The organism is Paenibacillus doosanensis, assembly GCF_025060755.1.
In the GTDB taxonomy this organism is placed as follows: Bacteria; Bacillota; Bacilli; order Paenibacillales; family NBRC-103111; genus Paenibacillus_S; species Paenibacillus_S doosanensis.
Genome location: NZ_JANYUY010000023.1, coordinates 76,461 through 100,146, shown reverse-complemented (window position 1 = coordinate 100,146; position 23,686 = coordinate 76,461). Strand labels below are relative to the sequence as shown.

Genomic DNA, 23,686 nt, shown 5'->3' with positions numbered 1-23,686 from the left:
TAAACCTGGTAGACAAACATGAATCGTACATGAAAATATCCTTAAAGATGGCCGGGGTCCCTTCTCGGCCGGTCGAAGCGGAACAGATGCATGTCGGGATGGGAGCCGTTCGTAATTAAGGAGCTGATGATCTGGGCGGCAATGGTGCAGTACACCGTACCGTTGCCTCCATAGCCGAGCGCAAAGTAACAATGGGGAAATTCCTCCTGCGGGCCGATCAACGGGAGACCGTCGTGGGTCGAACAGAAGGCGGCCGACCAGAAGTATTCGGCTCTTAACCCCTCCAGCGCAGGGAACAGCTTGACCGCTTCGGCCAGCAAGGCGTCCCGCTTGCCCGGCAGCCGCGAATCCCGTTGCTCCGCGCTGCGGGCAGCATCGTCCAACCCTCCGACAACGATGCGGTTATCCATCGTCGTCCGAATATACAAAAAAGGTCTTGCGGTCTCCCAGATCAGACACTGCTCATGCCAGCCGGGGAAAGCTCGAAGTCTCTGGGTGGCGATAGCGTAGGTGCTCTCCGCGACGGCGTTATGATTTTTTTTAAGCTTCTGCGCCTCGTACCCGGTAGCGATAACGGCGTGTCTGGCGGTGATGGTGCGGCCGTTTTTGGTTCTGAAGATCACGCGGTCCCGTTCGGCCACATGGCTGGCGACTTCGGTATGCTCATATACGCGAAGCCCTTGCCGGTGCAGGGAGCGGATCAAATATACGACGAAACGATACGGGTTAAAGTCCGCATCCCCTTCGCTGAAAATAGCGCCGGGCTTGGCGAAGGAGAAATGACGGGCGATCGTTTCCGGTTCCCAATACTGAACAGGGTAACCGTAGGCCTTTAGCAGCTCGTATTCTTTTTTTAGCGCGTCGACGTCTTTGTCCTCCGTTGCTACGTACAAGCTGCTTCGTTTACGGAATTCCGGGTTTGCGTCCAGCTCCGAGCTGATCCGGCCAAGCTCGCCGACAGCCTGGCGGCAGAGCCGGTAAAATCTCGCTCCGTCCTTCTCTCCGAAAGTATGGATGCATGAAGTTAACGATTTATCGTTGGCGTATTGAAGCATGCCGGTATTAGCCGAGGAGCTGCCGCTGCAGACCGTCCGCTTGTCGACAAGCACGGCGCGGACATCGCTTTTGTTCAAATAATAGCTGCAGAGAGCTCCGGCGACTCCGCCGCCGATGATCAGCACATCGCAGGCGATATCCTCTTCCAGCGCAGGGTAGCGGGGAGAAGGGGAAAGCGTGTCCGGCCATAGAAGCTTGCCAGTAGAAAAATCCATAAATGGACTCCTTTATCATTGGATTTTTATAGGCTTTCACGATAGACGCATTTTATGCACCGCGCCATCTATGCGATTTGCGCTGCTTGGCCTGCCGCGGAAGCCGTCCCGGACCGCAATTCGGTTGACAATCTCTTCCTGGCGCGTATAGGATAAAATTAAATGTTTCTACGATGCGAAAGGAAGAGGAGAGAGATGTTAAAAGGGATTCCTTCGGCGCTTGCGCCCGAACTGCTGAAAATATTAATGGAAATGGGCCACGGTGACGAGCTTGTGCTCGCCGACGGCAATTTTCCCGCCGCCAGTCATGCACAGCGGCTGATCCGCTGCGACGGGCTCGCAATTCCGCAGCTGCTGGACGCGATCTTGGCTTTATTCCCGCTGGACAGCTATGCGGAGCGGTCGGTCGCGCTGATGGCCGTCGTGCCGGGGGACCCTGTCGTTCCCGTCATATGGGACGAGTACAGGGCGATTATTGCCAAGCATGAACCGCAGGCCGCCGAGCTTGAACAAGTAGAGAGATTTGCTTTCTACGAGCGCGCCAAGAAAGCGTATGCGATTGTGGCGACAGGAGAGACGGCGCAGTATGCGAACCTGATTTTGAAAAAAGGCGTTGTTCTCGGAGCCTAATCTAGCATATGTCCGCTGTCGATTTCATAGAATGGAATAAAGCTATGATTCTATGAAAACCGATGAGGAAAAGCGGGAGGAGCGTCGACAATGAAAGCGGGCGGGTGGAAACTTGTTTTCGGCTGGCCGGGCAAATCGCAGCTGCCGCTGCTGCTGGCCTCGTTTGTATTGGGAAATCTGATTGCCGTGATGTTTTCCGCGGTGCAGCCGTCTTCGGCGTACTTGCCTTTCAAACATTACGCTTATCAGGAGGCGAAGGCTTCCAACGGAGTCAAGCTGTACTCGCTGCGGACGGCTCCCGATAATATCGCGTTGAAACCGATCGCTTCCAATGTGGCGCTCACGGAGGACTACGGAATTAACGGCGGTTTTTTCTGGAACGGAGATTTGCTCAGCATTGCCGTCGTGAACGATCAGCCGCTTAAGGGGCAGCAGGACGATTACGGCTCAGGCTGGTACAATATCGACGTTCCGAAAGGGACGCTCGTCTGGGATGAAATTACCCGGCGGTTTTCCGTTCAAGTCGCTATCGACGCGCATCAGCTGCAGGTAACGGATAAGAGCCGTTATTGGGCTCAAGGCGGAGTCAGCATGTCGCTGCGGGACGAAGGCCATTGGGCGGAGAGGGCGCTTGCCGAGGATATGCCGGCCTTTGACGAGGCGCGTCTGCGCTCGGGTGCGGTCTACGACGACAAGCAGAATTTATATTTGGTCGTAACGGACAAGCCGTGTACCGTCGAACAATTTCGGGCAGCCGTATTGGAGAAGGTGAGCCGGGGCCATTTGGTGGACGGGATTTTCCTCGACGGGGACGGCTCCAGTCAGATGAACAGCGCGCAGAAGGTTCTGAAGGGCGATTCCCGGGAAGTGTACCAGATGCTCGCATTGAAGCGAAAGTAACCGGAACTATGAGAATCAATCGGCGCAATAAGAAAAAGCCGAAGGCTCCTTGTCTTAAGGGAGTCCTTCGGCTTTATTGTTTATGCGGCAGCCGTACGGTTTACGACAAGAGCGCTTTGACTTGCGCCGCAACCCGCTCGGCCGTGAAGCCGTATTCTTGGATGACGCGCGCGGCAGGAGCGGAAGCGCCGAAACGGTCGATGCCGATGACGGCGCCTTTCGGGCCGACGAATTGATGCCAGCCTTGGGCCGAGCCCATTTCCAGCGAAACTCTCGCTTCCACGTCGGGCAGCAGCACCGAATCGCGGTAAGACTGCGGCTGCCGCAGGAACAGCTCCCAGCTCGGCATGCTGATGACGCGAACCGCGATGCCTTGTTCCGCCAGCTGCGATTGCGCGGCCAGAGCGAGCTGAACCTCGGAGCCGGTGGCGATGATTTGCGCCTGCGGTTTGCCCCCGTCCGCATCGGACAGCACATAGGCGCCGCGGCTTAAGCCTTCCCGGCCCATATCGGCGGTGCCGGCCAGAACAGGCAGCGCCTGGCGGGTCAAAATCAGCGCGCAAGGGCCGGACGTATTCTCCAGAGCATGGCGCCACGCATGGCTGGTTTCGTTCGGGTCGGCCGGACGGAGAACGGTAATTCCCGGGATGGAGCGAAGGGCCGCCAGCTGTTCGATCGGTTCATGCGTCGGTCCGTCCTCGCCTACGGCGATGCTGTCGTGCGTAAACACATAGATGGCCGGCAGCTTCATGATCGAAGCAAGACGGATCGCCGGACGCAAGTAATCGGAGAACACGAAGAACGTTGCGACGAAGCCGCGCACCCCTTGATGCAGCAGCATGCCGTTCAGCGCCGCTCCCATGGCGAATTCGCGCACGCCGAAGAAGATGTTGCGCCCGCTGTAATCGTCGCGCGTCATTCTTCCCGAGATTTTGATGTTAGTCTTCGTGGAGGTCTCCAGGTCGGCCGAGCCCCCGAGCAAAAACGGAACGCCGGCCGCAAGTCCGTTCAATGCATTTTCGGAAGCCGAGCGGGTAGCCAGCGGCTTATCTTCCACCGCGTAAAGCGGAAGCTGCGCATCCCAGCCTTCGGGCAGCTGGCCTAAGGCAGCCTGCTCGAACTGGCGTGCCAGCTCGGGATGAGCTTCGCGGTACTGCTCGAACAGCGCGTTCCAGGCCGCTTCGTGAGCTTCGCCCTGCGCCTTGAAGCCGGCGAAATGCTCCTTCACGTCTTCTGGGATATAGAAGGCGGGTTCGCTCGGCCAACCGTAAAATTCCTTAGTCAGCTTGGTCTCGTCCTTGCCGAGCGGGGCTCCGTGCGATCCGTGCTCGCCGGCTTTGCCGCTCTTGTTCGGGCTTCCGTAGCCGATGACGGTTTTGACCTCGATCAGCGACGGACGCGGATCGGCCTGCGCAGCGGCGATCGCCCGGCTGATCGCTTCAAGATCGTTGCCGTCCTCGATCAGCTGCACGTGCCAGCGGTAGCCTTCGAACCTCTGCTGCACATTTTCCGAGAACGAAATGCTCAAATCGCCGTCGAGCGAAATATCGTTGGAGTCGTAAAGCAGAATCAGTCGTCCGAGCTGGAGATGGCCCGCCAAGGAAGCGGCTTCCCCGCTGATGCCTTCCATCATGTCGCCGTCGCCGCAAATCGCATAAGTGAAGTGGTCGACGACGTTAAAGCCTTCGCGGTTGTAAGTCGCTGCCATATGCGCTTCGGCCATCGCCATGCCGACCGCCATGCCCACGCCTTGACCGAGAGGACCGGTCGTCGCGTCGACGCCCGCAGTATGCCCGTACTCCGGATGTCCGGGAGTGAGGCTTCCCCACTGGCGGAAGTTTTGCAGCTCCTCAAGCGGCAGATCGTATCCGAACAAATGCAGCAGACTGTACAGCAGCATCGAGCCGTGTCCGGCCGACAGCACGAAGCGGTCGCGGTTGATCCACTTGGGATTGCTCGGGTTATGTTTCATATAACGGGTCCACAGCTCGTAAGCCATAGGCGCGGAGCCCATAGGCATGCCGGGATGGCCCGAATTCGCTTTGTCGATTGCGTCGATCGCCAGCGTGCGAATCGTATTGACCGCTTTTTGCTGAATGGTCGTATTGAGTAGCGTCATGAAAAAAATTCCTCCTTAAAATCAAGTATAAGCAGCGAACGCATACAGCTGTTTTTGCTTGCTTATGATTATAAAGGGAGTAGGGGTATTTATGAAATCGATATTACATATAACAGCTATAGATGAGGGTAATGGCATTGACGGGCGCGGCTTCGTCGCCATCCTTCCGGGCGAGGAGGATTCGACCTTGCAAAAACAGGAAAAAGGAAATGATTTGAAACTTTTCCTACCTTTCTTGCGTATTACTTAGTGTAGCTAATTTATCGAGACGGGAGGACGGCCATGCTGCAGCTGTATTGGGGATTTCTGATCACCGGAGTACTGTTCGCCTTGGTCACGGTTATTTTCGGCGATTTGCTCGGCAATGTGCTGGACGGATTGTTCGATTTCATGTCGGGAGAGCATCTGCACGCCCTTCAGCCGACCGTGCTGTTCAGCGGACTTACCGTATGCGGAGGAGCGGGAATTTTATTGACGAAGTATACGGCCTGGGGGACGGCGGGTATTCTCGGTGCCTCTGTCGTATGCGCTGTACTGATTTCCGCACTGGTTTATTTTCTTTACGTGAAGCCGATGGAGAACAGCGAAAATTCCGTCGCGTTCTCGATTCACGACATGGTCGGCAAGCTGGGAGAAGTATCCGTGACGATTCCGGCGGTCGGCTACGGCGAGGTGATGCTCCGCGCAGGAGCGGGCATTACGAATCAGATCGCAGCCAGTTTTGAAGGCGAGGAAATCCAAACGGGCGTAAAAGTCGTTACCGTTGAGGTCAAGGACAATACGCTGCTTGTCGCCCGTTTTGATAAATCCGAATAAAGGAGAGATGCAAATGCCAGATGCTTTATTTGTCCCTGCCGTCGTCGTCGGCGTCATCATCGTACTGGGGCTCGCGTTTTGGGCGCGCTACAAGACCGTAAGCCCGGACGAGGCGATGATTGTGACCGGTTCGTTTCTCGGAGCCAAAAATGTGATGACCGACGATTCCGGACGCAAAATTAAAATTGTCCGCGGAGGCGGAGCATTTATTTTGCCGGTATTTCAGCAGTCGCAATTTTTGTCCTTACTTTCGCATAAGCTGGATGTTTCGACGCCGGAGGTTTACACCGAGCAGGGCGTTCCCGTCATGGCCGACGGGGTGGCCATTATCAAGATCGGCGGTTCCGTCGAGGATGTGGCTACGGCGGCCGAGCAGTTTATGGGCAAGCCTACGGAGGCGCTGAAGGGAGAGGCGCAGGAAGTGCTGGAAGGCCATTTGCGCGCGATTCTCGGCTCGATGACCGTCGAGGAAGTGTATCGCAACCGCGATAAATTCGCGCAGGAGGTGCAGGGCGTCGCAGCCAAAGATTTGAAGAAAATGGGGCTGCAGATCGTATCGTTCACCATCAAGGATTTGCGCGACAAGCACGGCTACCTGGATGCGCTGGGTAAGCCGCGGATCGCCGCCGTAAAGCGGGATGCGGAAATCGCCGAGGCCGAGGCGTTAAGAGACGCGCGGATTCAGAAGGCGCGCGCCGAGGAAGACGGACAGAAGGCGGAGCTCGTGCGCGATACAAACATCGCCGAAGCGTCCAAGGAAAAGGAACTGAAGATCGCGTCGTTTAAGCGCGATCAGGATACGGCCCGCGCCGAAGCGGACCAGGCGTATCACATTCACGAAGCGCGCGCAAAACAAAGCGTGGTCGAGGAGCAGATGAAGGTCGAGCTTGTCCGCAAGGAGCGCGAGATCGATCTGGAGACGAAGGAAATTCTTCGCCGCGAGAAGCAGTACGACGCGGAAGTGAAGAAGAAAGCGGATGCGGACCGTTACGCCGTCATTCAGGCGGCCGAGGCGGACAAGGCGAAGCGCCTGCTGGAAGCCGAGGCGCTGCAGTACCGCATCGAGGCGGAGGCGAAGGCGAACGCCGAGCAGAAGCGCCTCGATGGCTTGGCTGTGGCGGATGCGGAGCGGGCCAAAGGTACGGCCGAAGCGGAGGTTATCCGCCTGCGCGGTTTGGCCGAGGCGGAAGCGAAGCAGAAGCTCGCCGAGGCGTTCGAGAAGTTCGGCGAGGCCGCGGTGCTCGACATCATCGTGAAGATGCTGCCGGAGCTTGCCGGCAAGGTGGCGGAGCCGATCAAAGGCATCGACAAGCTGACGGTTGTCGATACCGGCAACGGCGAGGGAGCGGCCCGCGTCAGCAATTACGTCACGTCGCTGATGGCGACGGCGCCCGAAATGCTGAAAAGCGTGAGCGGCATCGACCTGGAGAAGCTCGTCAAAGGCTTGACGCAGCGGGGAGGCGCATCCGCGCAAGCGCTGCCGAAATCGAACGAACCGGCAGCGGCGCCCGCAGCGCCCGAAACGCCAAAAGAATAATCGATCCTTAACCCGGGAGAGTCCTGCGCAGCGCAGGCCTTCCGGGTTTGTTTTTTTGAAATAATGCTGGAACAATTAAATTAAACAAGCTATATTAAAACTGGTTATGGCAGTCAAGCAAGTCATCGGACAGGGATGACGTTAGAGAAGGAGGAAAATACATGACAGTCAATTTTTGCAGCTCCTGCGGCCAGCCTATGGAGACGCGAATGATCGACGGTGTCGAACGGCGCGCCTGTACAAGCTGCGATGCGGTGCATTGGGGCAATTACAGCGTCGGCGTCGGCGCGCTCGTCATCCGCGACGACAAGGTGCTTCTGGTGCGCAGAGCCCAGGAGCCGGGGAAAGGAAATTGGACCAATCCCGGCGGTTACATCGAGCAGATGGAGCCGATCGAAGAAACCGTCGTCCGCGAGGTGCTGGAGGAAACGGGAGTGCACACGAGGGTCAAGGGCATCGTGGCGCTGCGCGATCTGCCCCGTGCGGTTCATAACGTGTACATCGCCTTCGAGATGGAATATGTCGACGGTGAGCCTGCAGCGGACGGTGTGGAAGTGGACGCAGCGGGCTTTTTTACTCTGGAGGAAATGAAGTCCATGAAGGTGGCTAGTTTTACCCAGTGGCTCGTCGATGTCGCCGTGAACGGCAAGAACGAAGGGCTGCTGCCGGACAGGGAGCCTGTCGTTCCTTTGAACGGATACGGGATATTCCGCGTATGATGATATAGCGGGAATGCGGCGATATTTTCCTTTTTTGGAGAAAAAATTTTTCTCGGAAAAGGAATTTGTCGATCTATTCAGAATATAAATAGTATTTAGAATACTACTTGCTGCAGTCTAATCCCGAAAGGAGTCATGCAATGGTTACGTTACCCAAAACGAATGAACTGGGCTTTTTTGAAATCCGACTGGAGTCCATTGGCGGGCTTGGAGCCAATCTGGCCGGTAAAATGCTCGCGGAGGCGGGCGTTGTGGGCGTAGGCCTTAACGGCGTCAGTTTTTCCTCTTACGGCTCGGAGAAGAAAGGCTCTGCCGTCAAAGCGCATATTCGCTTTTGCGATATTCATACGAATATACGCGACACCTCTCCAGTGGAAAGGCCTCATGTGGTTGGCGTATTTCATGAATCATTGTCGAAGACTGTAAACGTTGTCAGCGGTATTTACGAAGATAGTCTGGTGCTGGTCAACTCGACCAAAACGCCGGAGGAACTGAAGGAGAAACTGCGAATGATGGGCGGCACGATCGCCGTCATCGATGCGATAGGCATTTCGCTGGAGGAGAAGAACCGGGTCAATATGGCCATGCTGGGCGCTTTATTCCGGCTGTGTCTGTTCCTGAATCCGGATACGATGAAGAACGTCATCCGCAAATCGCTGGAGAAAAAATATCCTCAAGCGGTGCAGCCTGCGCTCAATACGTTTGATCGGGGCTATAACGAGGTGAAATTCCAAACGTTCGCTTTGCCCGAAGGACAGCAAATGCCGGCTTACATCCGTCAGGACACACCGGTGCTCGGGTTCGAGACGCAGCCGATGGGCGGCGTGATTACAAACCCAGGCAACAGTATTCTGAAAGATCTCAGCATATCCCGCGCCGGCATGATGCCGAATTTTGAAGATGATAAATGCATTCACTGCGCCGCCTGTGACACGGTCTGTCCGGACTTCTGCTTTGTGTGGGACGAACAGGCCGACAAAAAAGGACGCCCGCAAATGTTTCTGCAAGGCATCGATTACCAATACTGCAAAGGCTGTTTGAAGTGTGTACAGGCTTGCCCAACGGAAGCATTGACGTCGCTGCGCGAAGCCGACGGCTATGCGGAACAGCATCGCATTCCTCATCGGTTTGATCTGGCCGCGAAATAATCGCGTTAAGCCCAAATAATCAAAGCTAATCCGAAAGGTGGAATTCCAGTTGGCCATTGAGATGAATAAAGAAGTTTCTCAAGGTACGGTAGAGCAGCGCATCGTCTATGAATCGGGCAATGAAATGGCGGCTTACGCGGCTCATCAGATTAACTATCATATTATGGGCTATTTTCCGATCTCACCTTCCACGGAGGTCGCCCAGTTTCTGGATCTGATGAAAGCCAACGGCCAGCATGACATCAAGCTGATTCCCGCGGACGGCGAGCACGGCTCCGCAGGCGTATGTTACGGCGCATCGACAGCCGGCGGCCGCGTATTCAACGCGACGAGCGCCAACGGCTACTTGTATATGCTTGAGCAAATGCCGGTGCAATCCGGTACCCGTTTTCCTATGGTCATGAATCTGGTGTGCCGTTCCGTATCCGGTCCGCTGGACATTCACGGCGATCATTCCGATTTGTACTACGCGCTGAATACGGGCTGGCCGATTCTTATGTGCCGCGATCCGCAGGCGGTGTACGATATGAACATCATGGCGCTGAAGTTGGCGGAAGACCCTGAAGTGCGCCTGCCGGTGCTCGTAGCCTCTGACGGTTATTTCACTTCCCACCAAAAACGCCGCGTCCAAACGTTCGCAAAGCGCGAGGATGTTCATGCTTTCATCGGGGAAAAGCCGCCGACCGGATTCGCCGATACGCTCGACCGCGAACATCCGATTACGGTCGGTCCTTATATGAACGAGCCGGATTATATCAATAACTGCTATCAGCAATCGTTAGCGATGTATAACGCGGAGCGCGTGTACGACCGCATCCGCCAGGAATATTTGGAGCTGACCGGCCGCGATTATCCGATTCTCGACTTGTATCGGATGGAGGATGCCGAGGTAGCGGTCTTCCTGATGAACTCCGCCTCCGAGATTATTAAGGATGTCGTCGACCAATTGCGCGCCAAAGGCATTAAAGCGGGCTCCATCGCTCCGAACATGATCCGTCCGTTCCCGCAAAAGGCGATTGCCGAAGCGCTGCGGAACGTCAAAGCCGTGACGGTGGGCGACCGTGCCGATTCCTACGGCGGCCACGGCGGCAATATGGTGAACGAAATCAAGGCGGCGCTGTTCACGCACGGCAACCGCGATACGATGGTCATCAGCCGGATATACGGGTTGGGCGGCAAAGATTTCTATGCCGAAGACGGCCATAACTTGTTCCAATTCGCTATCGATGCGGCGGAGAAAGGCAGTGTCGAGGTTCCGTTCGACTATTACGGCCACACCCCGGGAGATCCCGCCAAAGCGCCGAAACGCGTGCTGAATCCGATGAAATATGAGGATTTGAAAACCGGCCTTATTACGGTGAAGCCCGATGAAGCTACCGGCAAGCTGAGCGTGCGCATTCCGCCGCTGCGGTCGCTGACGAAGAAACCGAAGCGAATCGCCCCGGGGCACGGCGCCTGTCCCGGCTGCGGGATCTTCTCCGGTCTCGAGCTCTTCTTCAAAGGGATCGAGGGAGATATCGTCGCCTTGTTCCATACCGGCTGCGCAATGGTCGTAACGACGGGCTATCCGTACTCGGCGCATAAAGCGACGTATATTCATAACCTGTTCCAGAACGGGGCTGCTACGCTCTCCGGTGTCGTCGAGATGTTCTGGGAGCGCAAGCGCAGAGGGGAGCTCGACGGGCTCGGCTTGAAGGATGATTTTACGTTCGTGATGATTACCGGGGACGGCGGCATGGATATCGGCATGGGTCCGGCTATCGGCGCTGCCCTGCGCAATCATAAGATGATCATTCTCGAATACGATAACGAAGGCTATATGAACACCGGAGCTCAACTGTCGTACTCGACGCCGATGGGGCACAGAACGTCCACGTCCAACGTAGGTTCTAAGCAAGGCGGCAAAGTGTTCCATCACAAAGATACGGCGCAAATTATGGCGGCCACGCATATTCCTTATGTGTTCACCGGCTCGGAAGCTTTCCCTCAGGACCTGGTACGCAAAGCGGCCAAGGCGCAATGGTATGCGCAAAACGAAGGCATGGTGTACGGCAAAATCCTGATCGCCTGCCCGCTCAACTGGCTGTCCGAGGATCAGGAAGGCTCCAATATCGTCGGCGCTGCGGTCGATTCCTGCTTCTTCCCGCTCTACGAAGTGGAGCATGGCGTAACGAACATTACGTACAATCCGGAAGAGAAGAACAAGAAGATTCCGCTCTCCGATTGGCTGAAAACGATGGGCAAGACGAAGCATATGACCAAACCGGAGTATGAAGAATCGTATAAAATGTTCGAAGGAGAAGTAGAACGCCGCTGGAACATGCTGAAGGCGAAGCATGAAAACCCGTATTTATAAATCGATTAATAAAACGATAGCTGCTGAAAGAGGCACCGTCTCCGGATGGAGAGGGTGCCTTTTGCCAAAAACAGCGATCCTTCATATTAGGAAAGGATGAGCCGGTTGCCCTTCGTACTTAAGCACAGCCAAACGTCGCAATTATTTACCTGCACTTTGGTCAATCATTACAAGCTAGCTTATTACGGGACTAAGTATTGGGATTATGAAGAGGATGCCGCGGCCGAGGCTCCAGAATTTCTGCGCGCTCAAGGCGCAGCCGACCCGGAGCTGTGGGAATTGCTGGAGCTGACCGACAACCAGCTGAAGCTATGCAACGTCAAGCTGAAAAATGACCCGAGGCTTACCCTTGTATGGGATGCGGAGTCTCAGAGGATGAGTGTACATATTTCTCCGTCATAATCGTGAGCAGCTGAATGCCGACTTCGTTATGCCCGCCCTCGGGTATGATGATGTCGGCATATTTTTTGGACGGCTCGATAAAGGCTTCGTGCATCGGCTTCACGGTCGTTAAATACTGATCGTATACCGATTGGATCGTGCGGCCGCGCTCCTGAATATCCCTCAGCACCCGGCGTAAAATACGGACGTCGGGATCGGTGTCGACGAATACTTTAATGTCAAGAATGTCCCGCAGATGCTCGTCCGACAGCACGTGCAGCCCCTCGATGATGACGATGGGAGTGGGCAGCAGCCGCACGGTCTTTGCGGAGCGGGCGTGGTTGGCAAAGTCGTAAGTGGGAGCATCGACGGTCTGCTGAAGTTTGAGCTGCTTTAAGTGCTCCAGCAGCAGCTCGTTATCGAAAGCAAGCGGATGGTCGTAGTTAATCGACTCCCGTTCGGAGAAATCCAAATGGCTGTGATCGCGGTAATAGTTGTCTTGAGAGATGAAGGTGACTTGAGGGCTGCCCAGCTTCTCGATGACGGAACGGGCTACGGTGGTTTTGCCTGATCCGGTGCCTCCTGCAATACCGATGATAAGCATAATAATGATAGAACCTCCTGCGGACGTTGGTTTCGAACAAGAATTTTAACTCAAGTATTGTAGCACAAATAAGCTTCAGATACGAGAGCCTCATAATTGCCCGAATTCATGGAACAATAAACGAGTCGCTGGCGTTTCATTCTAACAATCATGAATCGAGGTGCACTATGAGCGTACAAACCGTGGAAAAGCCAAGGGCTTCATACCCGGAGCTGAAAGACAAAATAGCCGTCGTAACCGGAGCCGGCTCCGGCATCGGCCGCGCCGCGGCGCTGGCCCTGGCTGCGCAAGGGGTGAAGGTCGGCCTGCTCGATCTGAAGGACGGCCGCACGGAGCAGGTCAAACAGGAGATTATCTCCATGCAAGGAGAAGCGGTGACGGAAGATGTGGACGTATCCGATCCGAAACGGGTGCAGGCGGCGATCGAAGCGGTAGGCAAACAATGGGGCAAGATCGATATCGTTTTTGCCAACGCAGGCATTAACGGCGTATTGGCCCCGATCGAAGATATGAATCCCGACGAATGGGATCACACGCTGTCCACGAATTTGAAGGGCACCTTCCTTATCGTCAAATATGCCATCCCGTATATGAAGGGACAGGGAGGGAGCATTATCATCACCAGTTCGATCAACGGAAATAGGGTGTTTTCCAATTTCGGCATGTCCGCGTACAGCACGTCCAAAGCCGGTCAGGTCGCATTCGCGAAAATGGCGGCGCTGGAGCTGGCACGCTATCATATCCGCGTCAATGCGATTTGCCCCGGCTCCATTCAAACGCATATTAGCGAGAGCACGCATCCTACGCCCGAGCTAAACAAAATCAAAATTCCGGTCAAATACCCGGAAGGCAATCAGCCGCTTGAGCATGCGCCGGGACAGCCCGAACAGGTCGGCGATCTGATCGCATTTCTGGCGTCCGATGCATCCAGTCATATTACAGGCACGGAAATGTTCATCGACGGAGCGGAATCGCTCATATAAGAATATTGCCGTACGGAGGAATCTGGTCCCGAGCCCGGGATTGCAGATTCCTTTTTTTCGCCTGCAATGCGCGATAGCCATCCCGTCCCAAGTATGGTATGCTGTGTTAAAGCTTTACATCCGCCCGCTGTCCGCAGACTTTTGCAGAAGAAGGAGGAGTTTTTTATGAACGAAGATTTTATCCGTATCAAGTCGCTTGAAGGCGATCTCAAGCTGTCTCATAAGAAAAGAGACTTCGGCATCACCGTCTCCACTGAGGAAGTGGTTTATCAGAAGCCTCATGCCAATTATCATTTGCGATTGGAAGATATTGTGAGTATCATTCCGTTCGACACATCCGATATGAAAACCATTACATTCAATAACCGCAAACATACAGGCAGCGAACGGATGAATATGTCGGCCGGCATGCCGCATTATTTGATCGATGTGCGCAAGGCGGTCGTCCATAACCGCAGCGGTATTTTTCAGCTGGGCTCCGTCCAGTTCATTTTGCCGATCCATCGCGATCTGCTGCTGGCAATTTCCAAATACGGCGGCCTCAGCGCAGTCATCTAAGAGTCTGTCCGATGACCCGCGTAGAAGGTACCTATTCTAAATGCGCAAAAGTAACTCCGCCGGACAGACTCCTAGCATTCGTTACGGCCGGAACTTGAACCGTGAACTCGGCTTCGGGAATCCAGCGCTGCTTGTGGAAGTCTCTTCCTCTGATGATCACCTTGCTTGCGTACACTTCCACATATAGTCCTTCGCTGGCTTCCGGGCCAAGCGGCTTCCCCGTTCCTCGCTCGTCCTCCGTCCATGGCTGCTCCACAGATGAAGAGTTAACCATGACGAATCCGTCTCGCACCAGCGTTCGCTGAAGCTTCAGCTCCAAGTGGGTATGTCCCGAGAACAAAATAATTTGAGGATAGGCCGCTAACAGCTTCTTCAGCTCTTCGTGCTGGATGACGGACCGGCTGTTGACGCAGCAGCCCGACGTGCCCGATACCGAATTCGGAAGCGGCTGATGAAGGAAGACGAAGACCGGCTTGCCGCTTAGGCTGAGCCGCTGGAGCTCGGTTCGCAGCCAAGCCAGCTGCTCGTCCGACAAATAAGCGTCCTCCAGATAATCCGCGTCCGATTGGCGATACCGCTCCGATCCCAGCACAATAAAATCGTATCCCCGAATGTTTTTCGTATAATACACCTTCTTCTCCCCCGTAAACTTCAGAAAGCGGCTGATGGACGCCTGCTCCGTCTCACCGTTAGGAAACCCTTCCTTGTTCCATCGGCTCGAAGGGCCGTGCCACGACTGATAAAATTCATGATTCCCGATAGAGGATAAAATCTGCGGCGGATGAGGGACTTGTCTCAGCAGATCGCTCAGCTTGTCGTAATCCCGCTGCCTGCCGTCGGTCAGGTCGCCGTTCAACACCAGCGCATCCGCCGCCGGATTCAATGTGTGCAGATCGGCCAGCGCCCGCGCCAGCTTGGTATGAGAAGCGCGGTTCCATGCCTGGACATGAAGATCGCTTAGGACGGGAAAGGTCAGCAGAGGCTTTGTACCCTCTTCAGGCTTCGCCGCCGCTTGCGGCGCGTTAACCATCAGTATGCCGAGTCCGAGCGCCAAAATGAGTATCCGTTGTTTCATCGTAACCTCCCTTGATGTTAGCTGTCACGGCCGCCGCTTCGGCAGCCTTCTAATCGATGCGCATGATGCAGAGAAAGAGGGAGAATAGGCTTACGGAGAGGGAGACAATTAAGACTTTTATCACGGACATAAAGACTTTCGAACTAACGTTCCCCTTGCCGCAAGCGCTTTTTTTTAGGATTGAAGGTGAATACCATTTTCAGATAAATGCCTTTATTCTTATATTGGTCTGTTTCAACGGATATTAACAAAATTCGACACGGGGACGAGAAAAGGGGATTGACAGCATGAGAAAGTTACGATGGGCGGCCATGTCAATGGCATTATGGGTCGGTTTGGCAGGATCGGCGATGGCGGCGCCCGCAGAGAAGCTTGCATTGACCGATATTAAAGGGCATTGGGCGGAGCCGGCGATAACGAAGCTGGTGGACCAAGGCATTCTTGACGGGTTTCCCGACGGAACGTTCCGTCCCGATGAGCCGGTAACCGCAGATCAATTCGTCAAAATGCTGCTATTGTCCTACACGCAGGTATACCCGAACGGAGAGCGGAAGTGGACGGATGAGTTCGTCAATTCGCTGAGCGCGTTGAACAAAAGTATTTTGCAGCAGGATTACCGTTCGTTCGATTTCAAGCCGAGCACGGCGGGCTACTGGGCAAAGCCTTACATCGATCTGTCCAGCGACTTGCAATTCATTAACAAAAGCACATTTCCCGATTTCAAAGCGAAGCTGAAGCGGGAGCAAGTGGCGGAAATCATTTATTACACGATCAAAGAAACGGAATATCTCGAAAATGAGCAGTACAGCTTGGCGACGGCCGGACCGATCGGAGATTTTCAGAGCGCAAAGCCCCGCGAGCAGAAGTTTATCGCCGAGGCGTTCACGAAAGGGATTATGGAAGGCTACCCGAACGGGTACTTCGGCGTAGGGCGCGATGTGACGCGGGCGGAATCGCTGGCCATCCTCGACCGCATCATTCATAAGGACAAGCGGGTGTCGGTGAATAAGGCAAACAGCGGCTTGGAGAAAATCGTTCCGACCAAGGACGGCAGCTATAAAAAGCTGATTTTTCCCGACCGGAAGATGCTGGGGGCTTATGACGTGCTGCAGGAAGCCGGCAAGCTGCGCGGCACGAACTACGATTTGGAGGAGACGACGCTGAAGCTGTATAAGGACGCCGACGCCAAAGCGAAAGACTTAAGCAAATCGTCGATACAACCTCAGCATACGGAGGAAGCCTCCTTGTGGCTGGAGCCGGAATATAAGACATACGGCGTGACGGTGCGCGTGCAGGACGGAATGCTCGCCCGCAATAAGGAAGCGATTCAAGCGTTTACCAATTATTTGTTCACGTACGATGCGATAGCTTTCGACGATCTATTCAATCAAGTGTACAACCAAGTGTCGCGAAAGCAGCCGGTCGAAACGCAAACCGTTCAGGTCGGCGATTATGCCGTTGAGGTGCATGTGGAAAACGACGGCGAGACGATCGTTTTCTCCATTATCGAGAAGAACGGATAAATGCGGAGCAAATGAAGCGTTCTATATAGAGTACCGGCAGAGTGCCGGGAATCGGCGAATAAAAAACCTGACGGTGAAAAAATCCGTCAGGTTTTTCGCTATATGCGGCTTATTCGTTGGAAAGCTTCAACGTGTCGATAAGCTTGAAGAACAAGCTGAGCAGAATGGCCATTACCGTGGCGAGCGCCATGCCTTTGAGCGAGAAGCTGCCGATCGTGATGCTCGCGCCGCTGATGCCGATGACAAGTACGACGGTGGTGAGAATCAGATTGGTCGCTTTCGAATAGTCGACCTTCGTTTCGACAAGCATCCGGATGCCCGAGGCGGCGATGACGCCGAAGAGCAGCAGCGATACGCCGCCCATGACCGGACCGGGAATCGTCGTGATCAAGGCGGCGAGCTTGCCGAAGAACGACAGGATGACCGCGAAGACCGCCGCGCCGCCGATAACCCAGGCCGAGTATACGCGGGTCAGAGCCATGACGCCGATATTTTCACCGTACGTCGTGTTTGGAGTGGAGCCTGCGAATCCGGAAATCACAGTCGAGATGCCGTTGCCGAGCAGCGAGCGGTGCAGCCCCGGGTCCTCCGACAAATTTTTGCCGACGATGTTGCTGGTTACGATGAGATGCCCGATATGCTCGGCAATGACGACCAGGGCGGCAGGGGCGATGACCGCAATCGCCGACAAGCTGAACTCCGGCTTGTAGTAGGTCGGCAGCGAAAAGACCGGCGCCTGCGCGACCGCTTCGAAATTGACGGCGCCGAGAGCATAGGCGAGAATATAACCGCAGACGATGCCGACGAGAATCGGAATAATCTTCAGGAAGCCGCGGAACATGACGTTGCCGATGATCGTAACGAGCAATGTGATCGTCGAGATCAGTATCGTATTCGTATCGAAATGCCAGCTTGCATCGGCATCCGCCGGCTTAATATATCCGGCCATTCCGGCTGCCACCGGTACGAGCTCAAGACCGATGACGGCGACGATAGCGCCCATGGCGGCCGGCGGGAATACGACGTCAAGCCAGCGGGTGCCGATAGATTTGATCAGGAAGGAAACCAGGATGAAGATGATGCCGGTAACGATGAAGCCGCCGAGCGCCGCCCCGTAGGTTTGGCCGGCCAATACGACGAAGACCGGGGATATGAAGGCGAAGCTGGACCCCAGAAACGCGGGGATTTTGCCGCGGCAAAGCAGCAAATAAAGCAGGGTGCCGATCCCGTTCATTAACAGGATGGTGGCCGGATCGATCTTGAACAGGACCGGAACCAGCACATTGGAACCGAACATCGCGAACAGATGCTGCAGGCTAAGCGGGATGCCTTGCAGCAGCGGCGGACGTTCATCGACTTGAATTTCGCGTTGCAAAAATGAACACTCTCCTTGCGTGCAAATGTGATGCCTTCTCAAACACCTTCCCTATATTATCAAAAGCGCGTGTCGTTTGGAATCGCTTTTTGAAATATTTCGCCGCTCTAAATATAAAGAATAATAACGCTTTATTGGAAAACATTCTCGGGCTTTACGAAATAAGACCGGATGATTATAATTAATTTTATTGTTTAATAGTTTGGCGATAAAATAAGTTGGGGGCAGCTTTCCGGCTGCCCTTTGCTTTGAAGGAGTAGGGATATGGCCTATCAAATGGACGCATCATTAACGGAAGGACCGATCGGAAAGAAGCTCGTATTGTTCGCGCTGCCGCTCTTGATGGGCAATGTGCTGCAGTCTCTTAACGGGACGATCAACGCGATCTGGGTCGGAAGTTACTTGGGGGAAAGCGCATTCGCCGCCACCTCCAACGCGAATAACATTATGTTCTTTCTGCTCAGCCTCGTCTTCGGGATCGGCATGGCGTCGACCATCCTGATCGGACAAAGCGTAGGGGCCAAGGACGAGGTGCAGGCGAAGCGGGTGGTAGGAACGAGCGCGCTGTTTTTCCTCGCATTGTCGCTCGTTATTACTGCTATCGGCTTATTTTTCTCGCCGGCGATTCTCAGAGGGATGAATACGCCTCACGACGCAATGGAGTTCGCCACGGCTTACTTGCGCATTATTTTTATCGGCTTGCCGTTTATGTACGGCTATAACTTCATTATGATGATTATGCGAGGGGCGGGCGACGCGCGAACGCCGTTTTATTTTCTGCTTATTTCCACCTTTCTGGACATCGTGCTGAATCCGCTGTTCATCTTCGGATTAGGCCCCGTGCCGGCTCTCGGCATATCCGGATCGGCCGTTGCGACGGTCATCGCGCAGTTCGTCAGCCTCGCCTGTCTTATCTGGTTTTTGTACCGGAAAAAGCACTATTTGCGCATTACCCGCGAAGATGTTCCTTACTTGCGCTTTGACAAGCAGATTATCGCCTCGCTGGTGAAAAAGGGCATACCGATGGGCCTGCAGATGCTTATCGTTTCTACGAGCGCGATTGCGGTCATTAACCTTGTCAACAGCTACGGCTCGGTAGCTACCGCCGCGTTCGGCGCAGCGATGCAGCTGTCCAGCTACGTTCAGATGCCGGCGATGGCGATCGGCGGGGCGGTCTCGACATTGGCCGCGCAAAACGTAGGCGCCGGAAAATGGGACCGGGTTCATAAGACGACGATTATGGGAATCGTCATTAATTTCTGTATGACCGGCGTCCTTGTCGCGCTGATCTACCTGTTTAACAAACAAGCGTTGGGACTGTTCCTGAAGGACCCGTCCGCTGTTGCCATCGGCATGAGGATCAACTTTATCACGCTGTGGGCGTTTATCCTGTTCGGCATTACCTTCGTCGTATCCGGCGTCGTCCGCGCGACCGGGGCGGTGATGATTCCGCTGCTGACGACGTTTCTTGCTCTATGGTGTATTCGTATCCCGCTCTCTTATTATCTCAGCTCGCATTACGGTCTCGACGCGGTATGGTGGAGCTTCCCGGTCGGCTTCACGGTAGCTATCGTGCTGTCGATTTGCTACTATGTATGGGGCAATTGGAAGCAGGCCAAGATGCTTGGCTCGAATCAGGCGCAAGCGGCGCGTTAGAGGTTAAAGGTTAAAGGATAGGAGCCCTTGCATAGTTTGCAAGGGCTCTTATTCGACCACATCTGAATTTCAAGTTCTTTATAGCGCTAAAGCGCGCAGGAGCTTCATTCTGATCGGCGAAAAAAAACTTCCGCTGAATGCGGCCGGCGAAACTCATTTCCCGATACTGGCGTACGTTTGTTCGCGTTTCGCCCGGCGGTATGGTATAATATAGCAGCCATAATGCCATACATACTTCGCAGGATCGGGAAAGGAAATGACAGAGGCTATGACGGGAAGAACCCATTTGCTGGTCAGTACGGGCCTCACGCTGTCATTGCTGCAGCTGGCGGGGCAGGGAGTGTCGCTCCCCGCTGCCGGCGTAGCGGTCGTCAGCTCCTTGCTGCCGGACATCGACGAGCCGAACAGTTTGCTGCTGCAAAAAACAATGCCCAAGCCGCTGCTGCTGAAGCTGAAGCTGCTGTTTGCGGCGGCTGGCGCAGGTTTTATTCTTTATTCTTATCTTCAATCGTTTTATACGCCGTACAGTTATGCCGCGGGGGCTCTGCTGATCATGATGTGCCTTGTGAACCAGCGTCTGTTCCGTCAGCTGCTGATGATGCTGCTCGGAGGCGTTCTGCTCTACCTCGGCGCTTCCGCCGGGCCGTGGCTCGGAACGGCCGGCGCGCTGCTGATGGTGTGCGCGGTGCTGCCGCATCGGGGATTGACCCATTCGGTCTACGGCGTTTTGATATGGGGCGGGTTATTGTATTACGCTTCGCTCAAGCTCGGAGTCTCGCTGTGGATGGCGGGGAGCGTCTCGTACGCGCTGCATTTGCTATGCGACGCATTGACCAAGCAGGGCATTCATCCGCTGCCGCCATGGAAGTGGAAGCTGGCGGTTCCGCTGATGAGCACGGGGAAGTTCAGCGGTTTTCTGGTGGAGAGCGTGTGCATTACGGTCACCTTCGTCTTGCTGTGGCAAACGTTCGTCGTTCCGATGGGGACGGCTACGGTTGGCTTATGGGAGCAGGTCAAAAACGTATGGGCCCAATTTTAACGAAGCTCGGGCGGAGAGCGGCGGACCGTTGACGCTGAAGTCCGACGTTAGCTAGTTACTTCCGCGATAGTTGATGAGGCGGATGTGAGTCATTTTCAAAGCGGGGCAATCCCGCTATAATAATCGTGAACGCGTGTACGTTCCGCAGCGCGTGATAAAACGGAGACATTGAGCAAATAATGGAATGTACCCATAATCTAGGAGGATCGCAATGAACTCTTTTCAATTTCAAAATCCGACCCGCATTTTATTCGGCAAAGGGATGCTGGAGCAGCTCGGTTCCAGCATATCCGCGTACGGCACCAACGTGTTGCTGGTGTACGGAGGCGGCAGCATCAAGGCGACGGGATTGTACGACCGCATCCTGAAGCAGCTTCAGCAAATCGGCTCGGCCGTAAGCGAGCTGCCCGGAGTCGAACCGAATCCGCGCGTAAGCACCGTGCGCAAGGGCATTGCCATCTGCCGCGAGCAGAAGATCGACTTCATTCTGGCAGTAGGGGGAGGCAGCGTCATCGACGCGGCCAAGGCGATAGCCGTCGGCGTCCCTTACGAGGGAGACGTGTGGGACTTTTTCATGCGCAAAGCGGCGATTCAAGGCGCTTTGCCGCTCGGCTCCGTGCTGACGCTATCGGCCACAGGCTCCGAAATGAACGGAAGCTCCGTGATTACGAACTGGGAAGAAAATTTGAAGAAAGCGATCGGCAGCATTCATGCTTATCCGAAATTCAGCATTTTGGACCCGGAGCTGACGTATACCGTGCCCGCGAACCAGACCGTAAACGGCATCGTGGACACGATGTCGCATGTGTTCGAGCAGTATTTCAGCCAAACGGCGGATACGCCGCTGCAGGAGCGTCTGTGCGAATCGATTTTGCAGACGGTCGTCGAAAACGGCGAGAAAGCCATTCATACGCCGGACGATTATTCGGCCCGCGCCAATCTGATGCTCAGCGCGACCTACGCCCTGAACGGGGGCATGATCAGCGTCGGCATGCAAAATGACTGGGCTACGCATATGATCGAGCATGAAGTCAGCGCCATTTATGACATCGCCCACGGTGAAGGCTTGGCCATTCTGTTTCCGAACTGGATGAGATATGTTTATCGCGAGCGGATCGACCGGTTCGTCCAATTCGCCGTCCGGGTGTGGCATATCGACCCGACCGGCAAATCGGAGGAAGAGATCGCGCTGGCGGGCATTCAGGCGACGCGCGATTATTTCACCAAGATCGGGGCTCCGAGCCGCTTGAGCGATCGCAATATCGATGCGAAGGAAATCGGGCGCATGGCTGCGGAAACGGTGCGGTTCGGCCCGGTAGGCTCGTTCAAGAAGCTTCACGAGGACGATGTCCGCAGCATTCTGGAGCTGAGCTTGTAATACGGCAGGACACCCCCGAATGGGGCTGAAGAGGAGAAACGACCGATGTCTATAAAAACGGCGGGTCCCACCCGCTTTCACCACGCGATATTTGTACTGGTGACGCTTTTTTACTGGGCGTCTTTGTACACCTATGTGCCCATCTTGTCGCCATATTTGGAGCATTTGGGAGCCAGCTACAGCTTCGCCGGGCTCGTGCTCGGCAGCTACGGCCTGGTCCAAATTGTGCTGCGGCTGCCGCTCGGCATCGCCTCGGACCGGATGAAGGTGCGCAAGCCTTACATCATGCTCGGCATGCTGACGACCACGATCAGCTGCGTGCTGTTCACGCTCGGCGGGCATTTGGGCTGGACGCTCGCCGGGCGGATCATTTCCGGAATCGGCGCGTCGACATGGGCGGCCTATACGGTGCTCTACGCAAGCTATTTCCGCCAGGAGCAGGCGACCCGCGCCATGAGCTTGATCAGCCTGCTGACGGCATCCGGCCAATTGATCGGCATGAGCATCAGCGGCTATTTGGTGAAGCAATGGGGCTGGGGAGCGACCTTCTGGGCAGGCGGCGTGATCGGTCTGACCGGCTTGCTCCTCAGCTTGTGGATTCACGAGCCGAAGGAAGGCGTGTCGCGGGAGCCGATCCGGATGAAGGATTTGCTGCAGGTCATGAAGGAGCCGCTGCTGCTGAAGGTGTCGCTGCTCTCCATTCTTGCCCACAGCGTGCTCTTCATTACGATGTTCGGCTTCACTCCTTCGCATGCGCTGACGCTTGGGGCGAGTCAGCTCGATCTGACTTATCTCGTATTTGCTTTCATGATTCCGCATGCGATCAGCAATTATTTGTCGGGGAGGGTGCTGGCGCCGCGGTTCGGCGCCTGGACGATCGTGCTGATCGGCTTCGTATGCAGCGCGGCCTGTACGGCGGCGATATCGATGGTAAGCAGCTTCTCCATGCTGGTCGTAACCCAAATGTTCAACGGCTTGTTCCAAGGGCTCCACTTCCCGCTGCTGCTTACGCTCGTTATCCAGAAGATCAGACAGGATAAGCGGGCGACGGCGATGGGATTCTATCAAGCGGTCTATGCGGTCGGGATGTTTGCGGGACCGTTTCTCGCCGGTTGGATCAACGAGTGGGGCGGACTGAAGAGCGGTTTTTATTTTGCGGGAATACTGGGCTTTATCGCTGCAGGATTGACCGTGATCTGGGGAAGCAAGGAACGGAAGGCGGAAGCGAGGGCCTCGAAGCTGCAGAGCGGCACGACGGCATCAATGTAAGGAGCTCTGCCATCCGTCAGTGATTCGCGGGCATCCGGCCTTGAGGCGGGGTGTCTTTTTTTATTGTTTAGGAAATGAAGCGCAGCCATATCCTGTGGATATCCGGGGGCTCCCCCGAAAGTAATGTCTAACCATAGAACGATCCTAGCTGAATGGTTAGACGCCGATCCAACTGAAGCTGGATGCGGACGGAATAAGCTTCAGAGCATCACGTCACTTTTGGGGGATTTGTTCCCATGTAGGACAGAAGAGGGACTGGATGTGGGAGCCCAAAAGCGTAAGAAAGCATAATCCTATGTTAAGTTTACCCATTTCGAACCGGATGGGGCCGGTTTATGATGGAGCTAAA

Annotated in this window: 21 protein-coding genes; 16 read left to right on the top strand and 5 right to left on the bottom strand. The window is 55.1% G+C overall.

The window, feature by feature from the left end; all coding sequences use genetic code 11:
- Nucleotides 1–41 precede the first annotated feature (41 nt).
- A complete protein-coding gene (locus N0M98_RS17740; RefSeq protein WP_249863747.1) occupies nt 42–1,271 on the bottom strand; it encodes an NAD(P)/FAD-dependent oxidoreductase in 1,230 nt (409 codons plus the stop codon).
- Between the two features lie 195 nt (nt 1,272–1,466).
- Between N0M98_RS17740 and fucU the strand changes: the two genes are divergently transcribed.
- Entirely contained in the window at nt 1,467–1,901 is a 435-nt protein-coding gene (fucU, locus tag N0M98_RS17735; RefSeq protein WP_259618701.1) for an L-fucose mutarotase, read from the top strand.
- A gap of 90 nt (nt 1,902–1,991) precedes the next feature.
- The gene (locus N0M98_RS17730) at nt 1,992–2,801 is read left to right on the top strand and encodes a hypothetical protein (RefSeq protein ID WP_259618700.1); all 810 of its coding nucleotides are present in this window, start codon (nt 1,992–1,994) and stop codon (nt 2,799–2,801) included.
- Between the two features lie 100 nt (nt 2,802–2,901).
- Here the strand turns inward: N0M98_RS17730 and tkt are convergent, their stop codons facing one another.
- The gene (gene tkt / locus N0M98_RS17725) at nt 2,902–4,920 is read right to left on the bottom strand and encodes a transketolase (RefSeq protein WP_259618699.1); all 2,019 of its coding nucleotides are present in this window, start codon (nt 4,918–4,920) and stop codon (nt 2,902–2,904) included.
- Between the two features lie 91 nt (nt 4,921–5,011).
- Between tkt and N0M98_RS17720 the strand changes: the two genes are divergently transcribed.
- The 7 genes from N0M98_RS17720 (at nt 5,012) to N0M98_RS17690 (ending at nt 11,898) form a co-directional block, all read left to right on the top strand.
- Entirely contained in the window at nt 5,012–5,170 is a 159-nt protein-coding gene (locus tag N0M98_RS17720) for a hypothetical protein (protein WP_259618698.1), read from the top strand.
- Nucleotides 5,171–5,202: 32 nt separating this feature from the next.
- Nucleotides 5,203–5,736 carry an NfeD family membrane protein gene (locus N0M98_RS17715; RefSeq protein WP_249863742.1) on the top strand — a complete coding sequence of 178 codons (534 nt, stop codon included), beginning with the start codon at nt 5,203–5,205 and terminating at the stop codon, nt 5,734–5,736.
- 13 nt (nt 5,737–5,749) lie between these two features.
- On the top strand, nt 5,750–7,273 hold the full coding sequence (gene floT, locus N0M98_RS17710; protein ID WP_375295498.1) for a flotillin lipid rafts scaffold protein FloT: 1,524 nt from the start codon (nt 5,750–5,752) through the stop codon (nt 7,271–7,273).
- 161 nt (nt 7,274–7,434) lie between these two features.
- Entirely contained in the window at nt 7,435–7,992 is a 558-nt protein-coding gene (locus N0M98_RS17705; protein ID WP_249863740.1) for an NUDIX hydrolase, read from the top strand.
- Between the two features lie 140 nt (nt 7,993–8,132).
- Nucleotides 8,133–9,140, top strand: coding sequence for a 2-oxoacid:acceptor oxidoreductase family protein (locus N0M98_RS17700; protein ID WP_259618697.1), 1,008 nt, complete (start codon nt 8,133–8,135; stop codon nt 9,138–9,140).
- A 49-nt stretch (nt 9,141–9,189) separates the two neighbouring features.
- The gene (locus tag N0M98_RS17695) at nt 9,190–11,496 is read left to right on the top strand and encodes a thiamine pyrophosphate-dependent enzyme (RefSeq protein ID WP_249863738.1); all 2,307 of its coding nucleotides are present in this window, start codon (nt 9,190–9,192) and stop codon (nt 11,494–11,496) included.
- Between the two features lie 105 nt (nt 11,497–11,601).
- The gene (locus N0M98_RS17690; protein ID WP_249863737.1) at nt 11,602–11,898 is read left to right on the top strand and encodes a hypothetical protein; all 297 of its coding nucleotides are present in this window, start codon (nt 11,602–11,604) and stop codon (nt 11,896–11,898) included.
- Here N0M98_RS17690 and udk read toward each other — a convergent pair.
- Nucleotides 11,840–12,481, bottom strand: coding sequence for a uridine kinase (udk, locus tag N0M98_RS17685; protein ID WP_259618696.1), 642 nt, complete (start codon nt 12,479–12,481; stop codon nt 11,840–11,842). The two genes, N0M98_RS17690 and udk, sit on opposite strands and share 59 nt — an antisense overlap.
- 167 nt (nt 12,482–12,648) lie before the next feature.
- On the opposite strand from udk, the gene N0M98_RS17680 reads away from it, so the two are divergent.
- Both N0M98_RS17680 and N0M98_RS17675 read left to right on the top strand, forming a co-directional pair.
- Nucleotides 12,649–13,464 carry an SDR family oxidoreductase gene (locus tag N0M98_RS17680; RefSeq protein WP_259618695.1) on the top strand — a complete coding sequence of 272 codons (816 nt, stop codon included), beginning with the start codon at nt 12,649–12,651 and terminating at the stop codon, nt 13,462–13,464.
- Between the two features lie 165 nt (nt 13,465–13,629).
- Complete coding sequence (locus N0M98_RS17675; RefSeq protein ID WP_249863734.1) at nt 13,630–14,022, top strand: hypothetical protein; 393 nt, start codon at nt 13,630–13,632, stop codon at nt 14,020–14,022.
- 31 nt (nt 14,023–14,053) lie between these two features.
- On the opposite strand, the gene N0M98_RS17670 is transcribed toward N0M98_RS17675, so the two are convergent.
- Nucleotides 14,054–15,097, bottom strand: a complete 1,044-nt coding sequence (locus N0M98_RS17670) for a metallophosphoesterase family protein (RefSeq protein WP_259618694.1) — start codon at nt 15,095–15,097, stop codon at nt 14,054–14,056.
- Between the two features lie 287 nt (nt 15,098–15,384).
- Here N0M98_RS17670 and N0M98_RS17665 point away from each other — a divergent pair, with 287 nt between their 5' ends.
- Complete coding sequence (locus N0M98_RS17665; RefSeq protein ID WP_259618693.1) at nt 15,385–16,620, top strand: S-layer homology domain-containing protein; 1,236 nt, start codon at nt 15,385–15,387, stop codon at nt 16,618–16,620.
- 109 nt (nt 16,621–16,729) lie between these two features.
- Here the strand turns inward: N0M98_RS17665 and uraA are convergent, their stop codons facing one another.
- Entirely contained in the window at nt 16,730–17,995 is a 1,266-nt protein-coding gene (gene uraA / locus N0M98_RS17660) for a uracil permease (RefSeq protein ID WP_259618692.1), read from the bottom strand.
- A 264-nt stretch (nt 17,996–18,259) separates the two neighbouring features.
- On the opposite strand from uraA, the gene N0M98_RS17655 reads away from it, so the two are divergent.
- The 4 genes from N0M98_RS17655 to N0M98_RS17640 all read left to right on the top strand — a co-directional run bounded on the left by N0M98_RS17655 (nt 18,260) and on the right by N0M98_RS17640 (nt 23,337).
- Entirely contained in the window at nt 18,260–19,651 is a 1,392-nt protein-coding gene (locus N0M98_RS17655) for an MATE family efflux transporter (protein WP_259618691.1), read from the top strand.
- 256 nt (nt 19,652–19,907) lie between these two features.
- Nucleotides 19,908–20,690 (top strand): metal-dependent hydrolase, encoded by a 783-nt coding sequence (locus N0M98_RS17650; protein WP_259618690.1) that lies wholly within the window; start codon nt 19,908–19,910, stop codon nt 20,688–20,690.
- 211 nt (nt 20,691–20,901) lie between these two features.
- Entirely contained in the window at nt 20,902–22,068 is a 1,167-nt protein-coding gene (locus N0M98_RS17645; protein ID WP_259618689.1) for an iron-containing alcohol dehydrogenase, read from the top strand.
- A gap of 51 nt (nt 22,069–22,119) precedes the next feature.
- The gene (locus tag N0M98_RS17640; protein ID WP_259618709.1) at nt 22,120–23,337 is read left to right on the top strand and encodes an MFS transporter; all 1,218 of its coding nucleotides are present in this window, start codon (nt 22,120–22,122) and stop codon (nt 23,335–23,337) included.
- Nucleotides 23,338–23,686: the final 349 nt, after the last annotated feature.